At 36.5% G+C, this 17,831-nt stretch carries 16 protein-coding genes and 1 tRNA gene; 4 read left to right on the top strand and 13 right to left on the bottom strand.

Annotated features, from left to right (window positions below):
* The first annotated feature begins 100 nt into the window (after nucleotides 1-100).
* Nucleotides 101-616, top strand: a complete 516-nt coding sequence (locus tag ACTJJF_RS06280; RefSeq protein ID WP_440699064.1) for a GNAT family N-acetyltransferase — start codon at nucleotides 101-103, stop codon at nucleotides 614-616.
* Between the two features lie 42 nt (nucleotides 617-658).
* Here ACTJJF_RS06280 and ACTJJF_RS06275 read toward each other — a convergent pair whose 3' ends face one another.
* The 4 genes from ACTJJF_RS06275 to ACTJJF_RS06260 form a co-directional block, all read right to left on the bottom strand.
* Nucleotides 659-892 carry a hypothetical protein gene (locus tag ACTJJF_RS06275; RefSeq protein ID WP_440699063.1) on the bottom strand — a complete coding sequence of 78 codons (234 nt, stop codon included), beginning with the start codon at nucleotides 890-892 and terminating at the stop codon, nucleotides 659-661.
* Nucleotides 893-992: 100 nt separating this feature from the next.
* Nucleotides 993-1,064 (bottom strand) — tRNA-Arg (locus ACTJJF_RS06270).
* A 368-nt stretch (nucleotides 1,065-1,432) separates the two neighbouring features.
* The gene (locus tag ACTJJF_RS06265; RefSeq protein ID WP_440699062.1) at nucleotides 1,433-2,203 is read right to left on the bottom strand and encodes an alpha/beta fold hydrolase; all 771 of its coding nucleotides are present in this window, start codon (nucleotides 2,201-2,203) and stop codon (nucleotides 1,433-1,435) included.
* A 12-nt stretch (nucleotides 2,204-2,215) separates the two neighbouring features.
* A complete protein-coding gene (locus tag ACTJJF_RS06260) occupies nucleotides 2,216-3,325 on the bottom strand; it encodes an epoxide hydrolase family protein (RefSeq protein WP_440699061.1) in 1,110 nt (369 codons plus the stop codon).
* A gap of 341 nt (nucleotides 3,326-3,666) precedes the next feature.
* Here ACTJJF_RS06260 and ACTJJF_RS06255 point away from each other — a divergent pair, with 341 nt between their 5' ends.
* Complete coding sequence (locus tag ACTJJF_RS06255) at nucleotides 3,667-4,305, top strand: NAD(P)-dependent oxidoreductase (RefSeq protein WP_440699060.1); 639 nt, start codon at nucleotides 3,667-3,669, stop codon at nucleotides 4,303-4,305.
* Nucleotides 4,306-4,384: 79 nt separating this feature from the next.
* On the opposite strand, the gene ACTJJF_RS06250 is transcribed toward ACTJJF_RS06255, so the two are convergent.
* Both ACTJJF_RS06250 and uvrA read right to left on the bottom strand, forming a co-directional pair.
* Nucleotides 4,385-5,152, bottom strand: coding sequence for a methyltransferase domain-containing protein (locus ACTJJF_RS06250; protein WP_440699059.1), 768 nt, complete (start codon nucleotides 5,150-5,152; stop codon nucleotides 4,385-4,387).
* A gap of 197 nt (nucleotides 5,153-5,349) precedes the next feature.
* Nucleotides 5,350-8,142, bottom strand: a complete 2,793-nt coding sequence (uvrA, locus tag ACTJJF_RS06245) for an excinuclease ABC subunit UvrA (protein WP_440699058.1) — start codon at nucleotides 8,140-8,142, stop codon at nucleotides 5,350-5,352.
* Between the two features lie 632 nt (nucleotides 8,143-8,774).
* Here uvrA and ACTJJF_RS06240 point away from each other — a divergent pair.
* Together ACTJJF_RS06240 and ACTJJF_RS06235 are read left to right on the top strand one after the other, a co-directional pair.
* On the top strand, nucleotides 8,775-10,586 hold the full coding sequence (locus ACTJJF_RS06240; RefSeq protein WP_440699057.1) for a TonB-dependent receptor plug domain-containing protein: 1,812 nt from the start codon (nucleotides 8,775-8,777) through the stop codon (nucleotides 10,584-10,586).
* Between the two features lie 71 nt (nucleotides 10,587-10,657).
* Entirely contained in the window at nucleotides 10,658-11,374 is a 717-nt protein-coding gene (locus ACTJJF_RS06235) for a DUF2490 domain-containing protein (protein WP_312301714.1), read from the top strand.
* Here ACTJJF_RS06235 and ACTJJF_RS06230 read toward each other — a convergent pair.
* The 7 genes from ACTJJF_RS06230 to ACTJJF_RS06200 all read right to left on the bottom strand — a co-directional run bounded on the left by ACTJJF_RS06230 (nucleotide 11,371) and on the right by ACTJJF_RS06200 (nucleotide 17,799).
* Complete coding sequence (locus ACTJJF_RS06230) at nucleotides 11,371-11,817, bottom strand: phosphohydrolase (protein WP_129036471.1); 447 nt, start codon at nucleotides 11,815-11,817, stop codon at nucleotides 11,371-11,373. The genes ACTJJF_RS06235 and ACTJJF_RS06230 overlap by 4 nt on opposite strands.
* A gap of 80 nt (nucleotides 11,818-11,897) precedes the next feature.
* Nucleotides 11,898-12,233 carry a YegP family protein gene (locus tag ACTJJF_RS06225; RefSeq protein ID WP_440699056.1) on the bottom strand — a complete coding sequence of 112 codons (336 nt, stop codon included), beginning with the start codon at nucleotides 12,231-12,233 and terminating at the stop codon, nucleotides 11,898-11,900.
* Between the two features lie 29 nt (nucleotides 12,234-12,262).
* Nucleotides 12,263-12,583, bottom strand: a complete 321-nt coding sequence (locus ACTJJF_RS06220) for a hypothetical protein (protein WP_312301719.1) — start codon at nucleotides 12,581-12,583, stop codon at nucleotides 12,263-12,265.
* A 102-nt stretch (nucleotides 12,584-12,685) separates the two neighbouring features.
* Complete coding sequence (locus ACTJJF_RS06215) at nucleotides 12,686-13,087, bottom strand: DUF6705 family protein (RefSeq protein ID WP_440699055.1); 402 nt, start codon at nucleotides 13,085-13,087, stop codon at nucleotides 12,686-12,688.
* 7 nt (nucleotides 13,088-13,094) lie between these two features.
* On the bottom strand, nucleotides 13,095-13,556 hold the full coding sequence (locus ACTJJF_RS06210) for a hypothetical protein (protein WP_440699054.1): 462 nt from the start codon (nucleotides 13,554-13,556) through the stop codon (nucleotides 13,095-13,097).
* A 165-nt stretch (nucleotides 13,557-13,721) separates the two neighbouring features.
* Nucleotides 13,722-15,497 (bottom strand): acyl-CoA dehydrogenase family protein, encoded by a 1,776-nt coding sequence (locus tag ACTJJF_RS06205; RefSeq protein ID WP_440699053.1) that lies wholly within the window; start codon nucleotides 15,495-15,497, stop codon nucleotides 13,722-13,724.
* Nucleotides 15,498-15,513: 16 nt separating this feature from the next.
* Entirely contained in the window at nucleotides 15,514-17,799 is a 2,286-nt protein-coding gene (locus tag ACTJJF_RS06200) for a hypothetical protein (protein WP_440699052.1), read from the bottom strand.
* Between the last annotated feature and the right edge of the window lie 32 nt (nucleotides 17,800-17,831).

Here is a 17,831-nt window from a genome sequence, read left to right as displayed (position 1 = left end):
TTTTATTTCAAAACAATTTTACTATCAATAAAATTTAATATCAATTGAATGGTTTCTTTCACTAATTATCATATATTTAAAAAGATAAAATTCCTTATTCATGAAATATACTGAACGATTAGTCTTTAAGACTCCGGAGCAAAAAGATTTTCAGAGATATTTTGAAATCAACGCTGATCCGGAGACCAATCTTTACAATCCGTATGGTCCAATGAATTTTGAAAAAGCAAAAAATACTTTTGATGCTTTAACAGAGCACTGGAAAGAACATCAGTTCGGGTTCTGGGCAATTTCTGAAAAAGAAAATCCTGAGCTGGTTATAGGTTTTGGAGGCTTAAACTATCGGTTGTATGGTGATGTGGTAAAACTTAATCTGGGATACCGCATAGATAAAGACTTCTGGAACAAAGGATATGCTACGGAAATCGGAGTACATACCATTCGGCATGGATTCGAAGAATTGAGACAAAATCAGATCTTTGCAGTGGTAAGACCTGATAACCAGGCTTCAATAAAAGTGCTCGAAAAATGTGGCTTACAGTTATTTGATGAGCTTAATGATATTCCGAATCAAAAAAACAGTCTCATCTTTATCATTCAGAAAAATATTGAATAGCCCCCTGCAGACTCTACAAAGGAGTAAGCAAATCTATATGATTTAAAGAGCTGTAAACACCTCAATGATAGCTTCAATAAGCCCTTTTTCTATCGATGTTTCTGAGGTGTTTTCCGGAAGCATTGCCCGCAAGTTTCCCGAATCATCACGTTCAAACACTACTTCCACACCATTCACATCCACATAGATTTTATATCCATAAGTGAATGTTGCCAGTCTTCCATTGAAAACATACTCTTTACCTTTATAAGTTACCGGGACCTCAAATTCTTCCATTACTATTCATTCAGATTCATCGGCAAATATCGGAATTATCAGATAAAACGTTACATATGACGCTTAAGATTTTATAAAAAGCTTACAAGAATTTATGAAATAACCCCACCAGGAATCGAACCTGGATCTAAAGTTTAGGAAACTTTTGTTCTATCCATTGAACTATGAGGCCATTAAGAAAATAAATTTACAAAATATTCATGAATCATTTTAATGTCGGTATCTGTAATAAAAGAATCTGCCCTTTAGAGGCAGATTCAGTAGATAAGACATCTCATTTTTTTAATTAGACAACAATAAAAAGCACAGCCGACAATGCTGTGCTTAAATTTTTATTTCAAATTTAATTGCAATTTCAATAGTAGTAAGAAAAGCAAATAAAGTTTCCACTTCGATGTTTATTACATAGTAAATGTAGTGATATTTTTAATATGAAATATGAATTTAATGTTAAAATTCACAAGTTATCCACATTTTTTTGTGGATAACTTTGTGTTGCTTCATACATAACTTCAGAAAAACCCCTGAACAAAGAGATTATTATCTTTCACTTAGGTATTTCAGAATAAAATTATTCAATATTTCTTTCTCATTTTCACTTCCTTTATTATCCATATGACTATGATTGATCAAAGTAGGCTGTACAGTCATATGGTATTTCTTCTTCTCCTCGTCATTTGGTAATACACCTTCATCAGCCGGATAGTCATTGGAGCGGAGTGTATAAATTTTAGGAAGGGAAGTTCTGGGCAGGAACATTCTCCGGTTATCCATCGTAATGATTTTATAAACCAGGTTAGGATGCTGATTGCCGAACAGAGCAGCCATATCACCACCATTGGAATGTCCGATCAGGGTAAGGTGTTTATAATCAAGCTCAGGTTTTATTTTTTTCAGTTCATTCAAAACATACAAAATGTTATCAGAGCCCAGCTGCCAGAAAGGTCTTCTCACTGTCTGCAAATGGCCTTCAGTAGGTAAGGGCTGGTCAGTTGTCTGCTCATGCTGAATGCTTACCGTAAAATATCCTTTTGAGGCTAGTTTTTCAGTCAGGTAAGAATAGACAAAATAATCTCCGCCTTTGTTAAAACCATATCCATGATTGAATATAATCACCTGCTGCTCAGATATTGGCTTATCAGTTTTAGGAGTATAAAAGGCCACAGGTATTTTTCTGCTTCTGCTTTGATCAAACATTGTGAGTGTATCAAGTTTTACGTCATAATCTTTGATCTCATTATGGGTGTTTTGAGTTTTACAGCCAATGACCAAAAAAGAAGCAGCAAGAAAAGCAAATAGGGTGTATTTCATGAATATTATTAATTATCTGATCGAATAGAAAAAAGACCTTAATTCATCAGCAAATATATGCGGTAATTCCAACGCAGCAAAATGTCCTCCTTCATCCATTTTTTTGAAACTCACCACATTTACGAAGCGCTCAGCCCATTCTTTCGGAAATTGCGCTTCACGTGGAAACACCAGAACACCGGCAGGTACATTGGATTTTTGAGGATTTTGTGAGTCGCTCCACAAAGCTTCTGCATCTGCTTTATACATTCTTGCAGACGAGCCTATTGTTTGTGTCACCCAATAGATCATAATATTGGTAAGCATTTCATCTTTCCCTCCGCATGCCGTTTCTATCATTTCCGGAGGTGTGCCTGCGTTTACAAAGCTGATGATCCATGCCGCTAGTCCGACAGGGGAGTCATTCAATCCGTAGGCAATAGATTGAGGCTTCGTAGACTGTACCATTGCATAAGCTCCCTGACTATACCACCACTGCTGAACAAACTGTGCGAATTCCTTTTCGTCCTCACTCATCGTTGCAGGATCTTCCTGGCCTGTCGGATAACCTACGTCCGTAAGATGAACGGCTTCCACCACATCAGGATATTGGGAGGCAAGCGCCTTTACGACCCCCATTCCTATATCGCCTCCTGCAGCATAAAATTTTTCATAGCCCAGAACTTCAGTCATCAGCTTTTTCCAGATTGCAGCTACTTCCGTACTGCTGACCGCCGTTTTATCAGAAAAGCCAAAACCGGGAATAGAAGGAATTATAAGATCAAAACTCTGCTCACCTTCCGTCAGTAAAGGGATAATCTTATGGAAACGGTAATAGCTGTCCGGCCAGCCGTGGGTAAGTATCAAAGGTTTGGGATCTGGCCCTTTTCCTTTTATATACTGGAAGTGAATGAGAATTCCGTTGATTTCAACCGTATATTGAGGATAGCGGTTTAATTGTTCTTCATATAAAGACCAGTCATATTCATTGACCCAGTAATCGGCAAGCTCTTTCATGTAGTTTTCACTTGTGCCGTAATTCCATCCGGAATTTTCAGGTTCTCCCGGCCATCTTGTATTCGTGATGCGGGTCTTAAGGTCAGTAATGACTTCTTCAGGAATGTTTACAATAAAAGGTTTCATATTAATTAAATTTATGGGTGTATATTATGGTGATGCTGGATAATGATTTGATACTAAAATAATTATCGAAGTTAAACACTTTAAATCTTAAAATAGGTTTCCGTAATCATAAATTTTTTATTGGTGAAAAAAATGTAACTTTAAAGCATTAAAATCTCGTAGTACATATTGCACTGTTCAGGTTGTATTTAAAACCTGAAATCCTGAGGCTCACTTTTCTGAGCTGTATCTTTCTATTGTTTTAAACTCAAAGATGAACGCCATATTGTTTCATCACATATTCATTGCTGTCCGGGATTGATGGGCTCTGATGAATATGAATATCATTAAAAAGAATCATTATGAAAACAAATAAAATCGCTGTGATCGGCGGAACCGGAAAATCCGGAAAATATCTTGTACAGCATCTTCTTCGAAAAGAATATCCTGTGAAATTATTATTAAGACATCCCGAAAATTTCATGGTTAAAAACCCTCTTATTGAATGGGTAAAAGGAGATGCCAGAGATCAGAAAGCTATTGACCTGTTGCTCGAGGGTTGTGACATTGTTATAAGTACGCTGGGGCAACCAAAAGGAGAGAGGTCAATCTTCAGTGATGCTACAAAAAATATCAACCGTTCCATGCATGACCATGGAATCCGAAGGTATATTGTAACAACGGGCTTAAGTGTAAATACTCCTGCAGACCAAAAGAATCCCGGAGTAAAAATAGCCACTGACTGGATGTATCAGAATTATCCTGAAACTACAGGAGACAAACAGAAAGAGTATGAATTCCTTTCGGAAAGTGATCTGGATTGGACATTGGTAAGGCTGCCACTCATCAATCTTACAGAAGAAAGCTTTACAACAGAAGCAAATCTCACCGATTGTAAAGGGGAAAGCATAAGTGCTGCAGACCTGGCAGAATTTCTGGTTCTACAGATTGAAGACAAAACCTATTACAGGCAAAGTCCGTTTTTATACAGTGTAAAGTAAATATCTGTCTGGGACAACCAAATAATGAAAGAAGCTATTACAAATCAGTAATAGCTTCTTGTTTTATCTTCAATACCTATTATTTTTTACGTCCATATATCAGAATACGTTTAAATGCATAAATAGCAGGATATTTTTGAAACCTTCCGGCTATACGTGCTTTAAATTCCGTAATGAATATTTCCTTTTGCTCTTCATTCAACCGTTCCAGGTAAGGCAGTAATGCAGTCCCTGAGATAAAAGTATACAAAGCTTCATGATCATCTGCTATAATGGGATATACCTTTTGGGAGATCTCTATATCCTGAATTCCATTATCAAACAGGATCTGTGCATAATCATCCATGGAAAGTACAGGAGAACTGCGTTTAAAATGCTGTAAATAGGATGCATAAGGTTCTTCATCTGCCATCTGTATGAGAATCTGATTCAGTACATTTTCATTCTGTACCGGCATTTGGATAGCGAGCTGACCGGAAGGCTTTAAAAGTCCGATAATTTCAGGAAACAGCTTTTCGTGATCATCTGCCCACTGTAAAGCTGCATTACTGAAAACGAGATCCCATTGCTGCTTTGAAGCTGCTGCTTCCTCAATGGTCTGAAGGGTAAAATGCAGATGTTCATTTTCATACTTTTTAGATTTTTCAAGCATTTCAGGAGATGAATCAATCCCTAAAAATACAGATCCTTTCAGCTTTTCAGCTAAAATAGAGGTTTGCTCTCCTGTACCGCAGCCTAAATCAATCGCTTTCATAGAGTGTTCGGGCTGGATCAATGCTGCCAGATCATAAAAAGGTTTGTATCGTACATCTTTGTATTGATCATATAATTCCGGATTCCATGGCATAATAAAACTGATTTTTTGATATTTAAAAATAAGATAAATATTGCTATCTATGGTTATCTGATTATTCAAAAATCCTGCCTAAGATTGGGTTTTAAACCAGAAAATTCAAGACTTAGACCTATTAACAATTATTCCATAAAAAAACGACTGCCTGAAACAGTCGCTTTTTAATATAATGTTGTAAATGATTACTTTAATTATTGCTCAAGCTTTTCCTTGATATATTTTGCCGTATAAGACTTTTTATTTTTCGTCAGATCCTCAGGGGTTCCGGCAAAAACGACTTCACCACCGTGTTTACCGGCTTCCGGACCAATATCGATGATATAGTCGGCACATTTGATGATATCCGGCTGGTGTTCGATAACGATTACTGAATGTCCAAGGTCTATCAGGGCCTGTAATGATTTCAGCAGTTTCTGAATATCATGGAAATGAAGTCCTGTAGAAGGTTCGTCAAAGATAAATAAAGTTTTATCTGTGGTTACACCTTTTACAAGGAATGAAGCCAGCTTTACACGCTGTGCCTCACCACCGGAAAGGGTAGAAGAGCTTTGCCCAAGCTGTAAATAGCCTAATCCTACTTCCTGAAGCGGTTTTAATTTCGTTACGATTTTCTCTTCATTATTATCCTTAAAGAAAGCCAGAGCTTCATCTACAGTCATATGAAGAATATCAGAGATGCTTTTCTCATCAAATTTTACTTCAAGAATCTCACTTTTAAAACGGGTTCCTTTGCAGACTTCACATTCCAGCTCAATATCTGCCATGAACTGCATGGAAACATTGATGACGCCTTCTCCTTTACACTCGTCACACCGGCCGCCGTCTACGTTGAAAGAAAAATGTTTAGGTTTGTAACCCATCATTTTCGCCACTTTCTGCTTGGCAAAAAGATCACGGATGTCATCATATGCCTTCAGATAGGTCACCGGATTTGATCGGGATGATTTTCCGATCGGGTTCTGATCGATTAGTTCGATATTTTTGATCAGCTTCTTCGGGAATTCCACAGAATCATAATCTCCTTTTTTACCACCCATTCCCAGCTGGATCTGAATATCGTTGGTAAGGATTTCCTTCATCAGGGTAGATTTTCCACTTCCGGAAACTCCTGAAATGACTACCAGATTTTCCAAAGGAACATCTACATCAATATTTTTAAGGTTATTCTGACGGGCTCCTTTGATATGGATCCATTCTTTTGCTTTTCTTCGTTTCTTCGGAACTTCTATTTCCAGTCTTCCTGTAAGATATTCAGAAGTAAGGGTATTGGCTTTTTTCAGATCTTTATAATCTCCGGCAAATACAAGCTCACCACCAAGGTAGCCGGCTTCCGGGCCGATATCAATAATATAATCTGCAGCTCTCATCACATCTTCATCATGTTCTACCACAATCACAGTATTGCCCAGGTCACGAAGGTTTTTCAATACTTCGATCAGGTTTTCCGTATCCTTGGAGTGAAGACCAATGGAGGGTTCATCCAGAATATAAATAGATCCCACCAGAGAACTTCCCAGGCTCGTGGCAAGGTTAATTCTTTGGCTTTCTCCTCCGGATAGAGTATTGGAAGTTCTGTTTAAAGTTAAATATCCTAGACCGACTTTCAGCAGAAACTCCAGCCGGGTAGTGATTTCGTATAATAATCTTTTGGCTACTTCCTTATCATGTTCGGAAAGCTTTAATCCGTTGATCATAGGTTCCAGCTCATCAAGCGGAAGCTCAATCATCGACTGGATATTATGTCCGTCAACCTTTACCCAGCTTGTTTCTTCACGAAGTCTCAAGCCTTCACAGGTAGGGCACAGGGTTTTTCCCCTGTAGCGGGAAAGCATCACACGGTACTGGATTTTATAGAGATTTTCTTCAAGCATTTTGAAGAAATTATTGATACAAGGAAAATTGCTTCTGCCGTCGCCTTTCCAAAGGAAGTTTTTCTGCTCTTTGGTCAGTTGATGATAAGGTTTATGAATAGGAAAGTCACCTGCTTTTTTGATGAAATCTTTCTTCCATTCGCTCATGGTTTCCCCTTTCCAGCAAACCACGGCGTCTTCATATACCGAGAGGGTTTTATTGGGAACCACAAGGTCTTCATCAATACCGATTACCTTTCCGTATCCTTCACAGGCAGGGCAGGCACCATAGGGATTATTGAAGCTGAAAAAATGTACATTCGGTTCCAGGAATTCCATTCCGTCCAGCTCAAACTTATTGGAGAATTCTTTTGCTTTCCCTGTATCTGCATTCTTTAATGAGCAGTAACCACGGCCTTCATAAAATGCCATCTGAATAGAATCTGCAAGCCGCTGGAGAAAACTTTCATCATCTTCGTAAGAAAAACGGTCAATGACAAGATTGATCTCCATTCCTTTTTCAGGGGTAAATCCGAAACTTTCCAGATCTTCAATTCCTGCCACGTTTCCATTGATTTCCAGTCTTGTAAAACCTGCCAGTTTTAAAACGTTCAAGGTTTCCTTAAAGTTTTCAGCATCATATTCCAGAGGTGCTGTCAATAGAAAAGAGGTGTCTTTTTCAGAAGCTTTAATAAAGTCTACCACATCAGAAACCGAATCTTTCTTTACTTCTTCACCGGAAACAGGAGAATAGGTTTTCCCGATTCTGGCAAAAAGGAGTTTCATATAATCATAGATCTCGGTAGAAGTTCCCACAGTAGATCTAGGGTTGGAAGAAATTACTTTCTGCTGGATGGCAATAGAAGGGGCAAGCCCTTTAATATCATCCACTTTAGGTTTTTCAAGCTTTCCTAAGAACTGGCGTGCATAGGAACTTAAACTTTCAACGTATCTTCTCTGTCCTTCCGCATAGATCGTATCAAAGGCGAGAGAAGATTTACCGCTTCCCGAAACTCCCGTGATAACGATGAGTTTGTTTTTCGGGATCAGAACGTCTATATGCTTCAGATTGTTAAGATGGGCATTCTTAACGAAAATCTGTTTTTTTATATCAATATCTGTTGTGTTAGCCATATTTTGTTTATTCATAAAAGTAACCGGACGTATTATGGTCTTCCGGTACTGGTGTTTGGGGCATAGAAAATTCCAGGCCTGTGCCATCAACTGAACTTTGTGGTATCCTTCTCAGCTTCATCTGTTTTCAGATTTTATCTCTCCGGAATACAGTTGAAAAAAGAATATTTTCATCGTCAAATTAAGACCCACAAAATTACGAATTTTTGATGAAAATTATATGCTTCTCTCATGACTAAAATTTTATGAATCTAAACGAAAACAGGATTTTCATGAAGAAATAAACCCTGGAAAAATGGAAAATACAACAGTGTTTTGTAGACTTATTTATTTTTTTGCATTTATTTTTATTGTATTTGAAATGGTTAGGAGACTTTCGTTATGATTTTTTATCAGAGTATTGTTTTATATTTTAAAAATTTTTAAAATTGTATTCATAAATATGTAATAGAGAAATGAGAAAATTATTCAGAGATCTGGTTACACATTTAATGAGAAAAAGATAGTCATTACTCCCTCAAAATCAAGATGCAGCATATCACTGCATCTTTTTTTATGACAAGTATCATTTGCCCGTATTGATGAACTCCCTTACTTTTGAATCCTGTTAAAAGAAAACTACGGAAACGATTATGATCAAAAAGATAGGAAGTGCTTTTTTTCTTGGATCTTTACTTTGGGTAAATGCACAGGAGAAGACTACAGATATTGAAAGCATTGAATTTCAAGGGAAATTTATCTCTACCCCTTATAAAAGTGCCAATCAGAACATCAGCGTGATTACTAAGGAAGAAATTGCGAATTCCCCGGCCAAAAGTATTGATGAGATTCTTCAGCAGGTACCGGGAATGGATATCAGAAGGAGAGGAGCCAATGGGGTGCAGAGTGATATTGGTTTCCGTGGAAGTTCTTTTGAGCAGGTTCTCTTATTGCTGAACGGAATCAGGATGAATGATTCCCAGACAGGGCATAATAATATGAATGTTCCGGTAGATCTTGAAGACGTTGAGAAGATTGAGATCATCAAAGGGCCGGCAGCCAGACGTTTCGGGCAGAATGCTTATGCAGGGGTTATCAACATCATTACTAAAACAACACCCGGAAAAAGGGTTAAGATAAGTGCAGAAGGCGGTGATTATGGTTCTTACAGTTTAGGATTCAATGCCCAGATGGGAAATGAAAAGTTTTCCAACACGCTTCAGGCCAATTCCAATGCTTCGGAAGGGTATATGTACAATACGGATTATGAGATCCGCAACGTTTTTTACCAGGGAAAACTGAATATTAAGAATGGAGACCTGAAGCTTCAGGCAGGTTTTTCTGAAAAGAAATTCGGAGCCAATGGGTTTTATGCTTCCAGTGCTGCCACAAAACAGTATGAGGAGACGCAGGCTTCTATTGTCAGTGTGGCTCATCAGCAAACTTTTGGTAAACTAAAACTTAATTCTAATCTATATTGGAGAAGAGGGCAGGATATGTACCTTTATGACAGATGGGACCCCGGCTTTTACAGAAATATGCATATCGGAAACAATGTAGGTGGAGAAGTGAATACCAGCTACCAATGGGGATTGGGAACTACCGGAATTGGGATTGAGCTGAGAAAGGAGCTTTTGGTGAGCAGCAATTTGGGAGACAGAAACCGTTTTGTTTCACAGGTTTTCTTTGAACACCATTTCTCATTACTGGATAAAAAATTAAATATCAGTCCGGGAATTTCATGGGCCAATTACTCTAAAGAAGGCAATTTCTTTTACCCGGGGCTTGATGTGGGCTATAACTTCAATCCGAACAGTAAGGTTTACGGGAATATTGCTAAAGTACATCGTGTACCTACCTTTACCGATCTTTATTATGTAAGCAGAACAGAACAGGGCAATCCGGATTTACTTCCTGAGAATGCAGTTTCCTCTGAAGTTGGCTATCAGTACCAGAATAAAAATATTTTGGCTAAAGTGAGCGGATTCTTAAGAAATTCCAGCAATTCTATTGACTGGGTGAAAAAAGATATAAATGATAAGATATGGTATGCTCAGAATGTAGGGGAAATCAAAACGAAAGGGATTGAAGCAGAATGGAGCCACAGGCCTCTCGATTGGTTGAAATATACAGTGGGATACACTTATATCGACAGCAAATATGAGGAAACGAATGGTCTTGTTTCAAGGTATATTCTTGATAATTTAAGACATCAGTTTATTTCCAGGCTGGAAGTGAAGTTCCTGAAAAACTTTACAAATGAGCTTGTTTACAGATACAATGAAAGAGTGAATCTCGGAACCTATAATCTTGTTGATGAGAAACTGAGTTTCAGCAAGAAAGATTATTCTGTATATGTTTTAGTTAATAATCTTACAAATACAAAATATACGGAAGCATTTGGGGTAGGAATGCCGCAAAGGTGGTTCCATATTGGTTTTTCTTACACAATCAATATTAATTAGATGTTAATCCAGTATTAAGCAAACTTAATATTAACAAATTGTTAAAAAAATTACATTTGCAAAAATTTTTTATGAAACGTCTTTTAGGCTTAGGTTTACTACTTGGTATTTCTTTTTTCAAAGCTCAGGAACATATTTCAAGCTTCAATGCAGTGACCCTGACCTATAAGTTTCATCCTAAATTTTTTCTTTATGCAGAAGGGCAGATGCGTGGGAATGAAGATTATACCTATCCCGATTATTACGAGATAAAAGGAGGGCTGGGGTATAATCTTACCAAAAATCATAAACCATTTGTGGGACTTGGAAGATATGTCAATTATAAAGACCACAGCTTAAGCAGAGAGGAGTTCAGGGTATGGCTTCAGGATGTTATCGATATTAAGAAAGGTATCGTAAAGTTTGAAAACCGTTTCCGTGCTGAAAAAAGCTGGTTCTATGAGCCCAAAACAGACAAGACATCGCAGAGAATGCGTTACCGTTATCGTCTGAACGTAAGTGTTCCTTTAAACGCTAAAACCATTAAGAAGGGAACTGTTTTTGCTAATGCCTACGACGAAATATTCTTTGTATCTCCGATGAAGCCTACTTTTGCCAGAAACAGGGTGTATGGCGGTTTCGGCTATCAGATCGATGATTATTTCGGAATTGTAAGCGGATATCTTTGGCAGCGTGAATTTGAAGCCAAAGGAAACAAAAATTTGCATTTCGTTTATCTTGCCTTAAATATCAATATTGACGGTACAGATCATCAGGTGAAGACTTACGACTTCCCGGGTGCGGATTAATATTTCTCTATCAGATAACGATAGGCTTTCAGGTATTTATTGAATCTTTTAATATCCTTAGGAGTCAGTTCTCTGTTGACTCTTCTGAGGTCCATATTATCACGAAGGTCATTCAATTTTACAGCAACGGAAAGAAGAGATCTTTCTGTTCTTTTGATGAATTCGTCATAATCTTCTTCGGGATCAAATTTCGTAAGACAGCTGATGGCGAAAATAATATATTCAGGGAACCCTTCAGATCTTAAATAATCCAGGCTGAACTCCTGCGGATGATCTTCTACAACATCGTGTAGTACACCTACAATTTTTTCATCCAGTGTTTTACCATAATTCATTACACGCATTACGTGGGCAATGTATGGAGCATGGTATTTATCAGTCTGTCCTTTATGAGCTTTATCCGCTATTTTGATTGCTTTATTCAGTAATTCTTCTTTTGTCATTTTTTTTAAGAAAATAGACTACAAAAATAAAAAATGCCTTAAAAAAATAAGACATTTTTAGAATATTATTTGAGATGATTTTACATGCTGGTTTCATCTTCTACAGAAGCATGTGGTGCATTATTTTTTACAGATTCTATTCCGTTTTCCATACCATTGTCAGATTCATACATCTGGCTGGTTCCGATGATCTGTCCGTTTCCTGCTTTAAGGTTGAAATAACATCTGCCGTCTTTTGCCGTATTCCTTTCAAATTTGGCATCTTCCTGTGAATTGGCCTTCACTGACCCGATTCCACTTTCGCAGGAAGGCCTGGTACTGTATCCCTGGCTGGTTAGGATGACCTGTCCGTTTCCTGCTTTAAGATTGAACTGAAACTCGCCGTTCGTTCTTTTTGAAATAATAAATTTTCCCATAGTTAATAGTTTTTAGTGTGGTTATTTGTTTATTTGGAAGGCACTGTTGCCTTGTCGGTATTCAATTTTGCTTTTTCAGGAGTAACAGGATTGAGAATTTTAAATTTTGAATAATCTCTTTCCGGTTCTTTTAGAGCTGCATAAAGAGCTGTATCCTTTGGTTTGATAGTTAATGCCTTGTAAATGTCTTTTTGTTTCTTATCAGAATTGAGATCGGAGACCTGAGGAACTTGTTCCTTATTATATTTTTTTATAGTATCTCTTTTTTTGAAAAAGGGTTTTGCATCTTCTTTTTTTTGGGCGGTAAGAGCAACAGAAAGTAAGAGTAGCGGAAATAATAAAATTTTCATGTATTGTAATTTTAGATTAAAGATAAAAAAAATATTGTAATCTTTTGTGATCCGGCGATTCATGATTTATAAAGACAATGCATCGTCATCCTTCATTACAGTTTATTTTCTGATACGTTGAAATATCTTTTTTTCAACATTTTCCACAGTGTTTTTCCTGATATTTCCATTTTCATCCCATTGCACATGCTGTATTCGCACATGTAGTTTATGGTGTATCACTTCCATTTCGAGATAATCGTTACGGTTTTGTTGGGCAGGTATGATCAGCCTATTCCCTTTAAGAGTTGCCGGAAATGTAAGGGGAGGAGCTTTTCCGCTGCCAATATCTGTCATAAATGCACGCCCATGATCAAATTTTATGAGGATTGTATTGGTATAATATTTTTCATAAATGACCCATGTTCCCTCAAAATCAGATTGAATATTTTCAGGAATATCTTCTGTCTGTGCAAAAAGCAATTGTACAGGCAGGAGCATAAAGATTAGAAATAACGGCTTCATATAGCTTTTAATTGATATTCAGTCTTGAAATAGAAATAATCTTTCCGTCGGGGGCTGAGCTGAGTTCAAAATAATAATCTTTTCCCCTTTTTAAATCTTCAAAAAACAAATCCTGTGATTGCAGTTTACCGGTAAAATATTGGAAATTTTCAGATAACTGCATATGGCTGTCAATCGATGAAATACATTGGATATCATACATCGTTTCACAATATTCATTATTGCTGCCCATATCGCTTACCGACGCTGTTCCGGTAAGAACCGATGCACAGTGGAATACCAGTATATTATTTTCCGTTTCTTTTTTTAAACGCACATCAGTGGCAAAGATTGTGGTATCTTTTTTAATGGTTTCCAGGCAGGTGCATGAGGCTTTACGGTCATCATGATGACTATTGTTTTTCTTCGCATCATTCCTGCCGCAGGAGGAAAATATCAAAATTATGAGGATGGGAATGATCGTTTTCATATTGATGGGATTAGTTCTACAAAATAGTGCCAGATGAATATACAGAATATTTGACTTTCCGGCAAAAAATAAGAAAACTGAGGCTTTTGATATAAATGAAACTTTTATTCCATAAAAAAACGCCCCAGGAACGGGACGTTTTGAATCAAATATATGTTATAAAGACTAATAAGCTCCTTTTTCAATATAGTGAGCTGCTACTTTTTCAGTTAATGCCACTACGTTAGGGTGGTTAGTATATTTAGTAAACCTTCTTAATCCGGAAAGCATCATTCTCTGCTCATCTCCTTCAGCGAAAGAAATAATTCCCTCTTTAGCTGCTACGATGATTTTTTCAACCGCTTTATAAAGGTTTAACTGAGCCATAGCCGCTTCTACAGACTCAGGGGAGAAATGTTTCTCAGCTCTTAATACTGCAGATTCTGCCATGTAGATCTGGTTAAGGATTTCAGAAGCGTTCAGTAATAAATGCTGTTGTTTTTCAATATCCATCATATATTTCTGAAGAGCAGCTCCGGAAACCATAAGGAATACTTTCTTAAGATTAGCGATAATCGCTTTCTCTTCACTCATGAATTCTGAATAATCAGGCACTTCAAATGAAGGAATACCCATCAATTCTTTGCTGATTGCCATTGCAGGAGATAAAAGATCCAATTCACCTTTCATTGCTCTCTTGATCAGCATTCCTACTGCTAATAGTCTGTTGATTTCGTTAGTTCCTTCATAGATTCTTGAAATTCTTGAATCTCTCCATGCTGCTTCCATAGGCGTATCTTCAGAGAATCCCATCCCTCCGTATACCTGGATCCCTTCATCAGCAGTGTGCTGTGCAAGATCAGAAACGAATACTTTAAGGATAGAACATTCTACAGCGAATTCTTCAACACCCTTCAGCTCAGCAGCCTGATGATCCATACCACCTGCTACCAGTTCATCAATTTTATCCTGAACGTTTTTAGCCGCTCTGTAAGAACCTGCTTCACTTACGAAAACTCCGGTTGCCATTTCAGCCAACTTCTTTCTGATCGCTCCGAAAGTAGAGATTGAAACACCAAACTGTTTTCTTTCGTTAGAATACTGAATAGAATGGTTTAAGATTCTTCTCTGAGCATCCAGACAAGCAGCAGCTAATTTAATACGACCAACGTTCAATGCATTCAGAGCGATTTTGAAACCATTGTTTCTTTCTCCTAAAAGGTTCTCTACAGGAACTTTCATATCATTGAAGAAAACCTGACGGGTAGAAGATGCACGGATTCCCAATTTATGTTCTTCTTCACCGAAAGTTAAGCTTTCAGGGTTTTCAAGTTCAGAACGGTTAATCACGAAACCTGTGATATTTTTATCGTCATCAATTTTAGCGAATAAAGTGAATGTATCTGCAAAACCTGCGTTGGAAATCCACATTTTCTGTCCGTTGATGATGTAATGTTTTCCGTCTTCGGAAAGCTTAGCTCTTGTTTTTCCGGAATTTGCATCAGAACCGGCATCAGGCTCAGTTAAACAGTAAGCCCCGAATTTTGTTCCTGTTGCCAAGTCCGGAAGGTATTTTTTCTTCTGCTCTTCGGTTCCGTAAAGAACGATAGGCAAGGTACCGATTCCGGTGTGTGCTCCATAAGCTGTTGCTAATGAACCTGTAGTTCCGGATAGGTAGTCACAAGCTAGCATTGTGGTCACAAAACCCATTCCAAGACCTCCGTACTCTTCAGGAACTGCAATTCCCAGCATACCCATATCTCCAAGTTTACGCATTGTTTCTTCAGTAAATGCATAATCTTTCTTTTCGAAACGCTCTCTTTGAGGCACAACCTCTCTGTCTATAAATTCTTTTGCAGAATCACGAAGCATTTTTTGCTCCTCATTTAATTCTTCAATGCTGAAAATTTCGTTTGCAGGAATTTGTTTGATTAGGAATTCACCTCCTTTTAGTGTAGCCATATTTATTTTTTATTTTTTATTTATAATATTCAGTGTTTGTTGCAAGATCAAGCCAGCCTTGCTGATTTTTTTCGTTTGTTATTTCCAAAAAGTTTTCTTTTCGGATTCCTGTTTTCTTGTATTTTGGTTCTTTGCTGAGTTTATAAACTCCGTATTTTTTGTCTTTGTAAAAAATGATCAGTTCATCTCTGAAAATAATATCATCATATTGCATTGGTAGTAGGGTAATAGCATCAAGCTCATAATTGAAATCATAATACCTGAATTTACGATCATCCTCATCCTCCTTATCATATTTGCTGAAACGTGCCTGCCGGGTGATCTCAGAATATTTTTTTTCAAATTCTTTATCTTTAATTGTTATTCTTGAGTCTCTTACAAAATTTCTTTTTTCCTTATCAAAAGAGAAAAGTCCTTTTTTACCCTGATACTCTGCTGTTATGAAAAAATCTTCAATATCATAATCATCGTATTTAAAATAATGTAGAATATCCTTTCTGCCTGCTTTTATATCATTATAGATATAATTTAGTTTTGCCTTTTGAGGCAGATTTTTTAGAGCATATGATTCTGTTTCAGAAGAATCCCATCTGTTTCTTATTCTTACAATTACATTTCGTTTTGAATTCTTATCATAAGCCGGAGAAAATTTATAATAGGTATTTGGATCCTGGCTGCATGTCATATAAAAATATTTTTTAGGTAAAGTATCTTCCAATGATGAATTGAGACTTCTTACTTTTCCCTCATATAAAACATTAATATAGTCACCTTTCAGATAAATACTTTTTATGTTATTGATATTCAATTTACTAAGAAATGAATCGTAAATGGAATAATCGGAACCTTTTTTAGTTATAATAAAATAATCATTCATTAAAATTTCATCATAACTGTCAGAAATGATCGGATTTCCAAATACTGAATACAATTTCTTTTTGCCATTTTCTTCTATAATGGTATAATGCTTCTGAACATCGAGATAATGTTCAACCTTACTGTCAGATTTATCTGCTGCCTTTATATTGATATTATTTAATAAATATCCATCCTCAAGAGGTATAAAGAAATTTTCTGATGAATCTTTAAAAGATATAATGGGTCTATCGGTTTGAAAATTAAATATGAAAGCCGGGTAGGATTCCGAATAATAGAGTCTCCATTTTTTTTCATGGTCATCCTTACCGGTCTCATGATATCCAAATCCATTGGCCTCATTATCTTCAAACTTATATACTTGTTTGCTCATTATTTCAGGGGTAGGAAAAAAGTATTGATATAATAATTCTTCGTCCTTGTCATAATAGCTGAAGACTTTTTTAGTGATCTCATTTTTAAAATTCTCAATAGTTTGTTTTTTAATTTTACTAACATCTAAAAGAAAACTTTTTTCACCTAAATAGTCCTGTATATCTTTGAGTTTAAAAATTCTATCATCATTTTCCAGTTCCGTATACGCCCTGTTTTTTCGCTGATCATCTGAAATCCAGCTTTTATAGGTATAAAAAGTATATTCATCTTCTTTTTTCTGAAGAATATCTGAATATTTACCATATACTATAAAATGAGCTCCGGGAAAATCAATTACTTGATTTACAGATATTTTATCATTCAATGAAAGCTTTTCAGAAGCAACGGCAAAGCCATTAAGGATGTCATACTTAAAATATTCATGATTAATTACATAGCCATCAATAATATTATCAGCATTTATTTCACTGATCAGGCTTCCATCCTGCTTATAATTTTTTATTTTAACCAACTGCTTTTCAGTATTGTAAAATTTCTCATAGGCGAGGGTATTACTATTGTTCCAATATATCTTTTCAGTTGCGGAAGTTCTTGAATCCGAGTGGTAATCTACTGAATCCTTACTTTTCAGATTTCCATTTTCAAAATAAATTTCTTCCCATGCCTTTCTTCCATCCGGTTTCTGAATTTTCCAGAGTCTTCCGTTTGGATAGTAAAATTTAAGTTCTAAATCTTTGATATTTTTAAAACTACTTTGAGAATATTTTGAACCGTTGTCAAACCCCTTTTTGTCATACCAGTATTCTGAACCAATACTTTTTTTATAATTTTCTTTTTTCAAAGAATATCCCTGATACTGTAGTTTTCCATTGATAAAGTAATCCCGGATAAATTCTATGGAATCATTTAATACAACAGGAGCAGGTCTGTAAAAAGCTGCGTTATCTTTTGTTGTTTCTTTCCATGATTTGTCAAAATATGTCATTTTTTTCTGCTGAGAATTCACCAGAATGACCACAAAAAGAGAAAAAAAAGATACTTTGTTTGTCATAAAAAATTAAAATTTGGGAAGAAAGAAAGTTC

Source organism: Chryseobacterium sp. 22458 (assembly GCF_052044975.1).
Taxonomy (GTDB): domain Bacteria; phylum Bacteroidota; class Bacteroidia; order Flavobacteriales; family Weeksellaceae; genus Chryseobacterium.
This window is presented reverse-complemented; position numbering and strand designations above follow the sequence as displayed.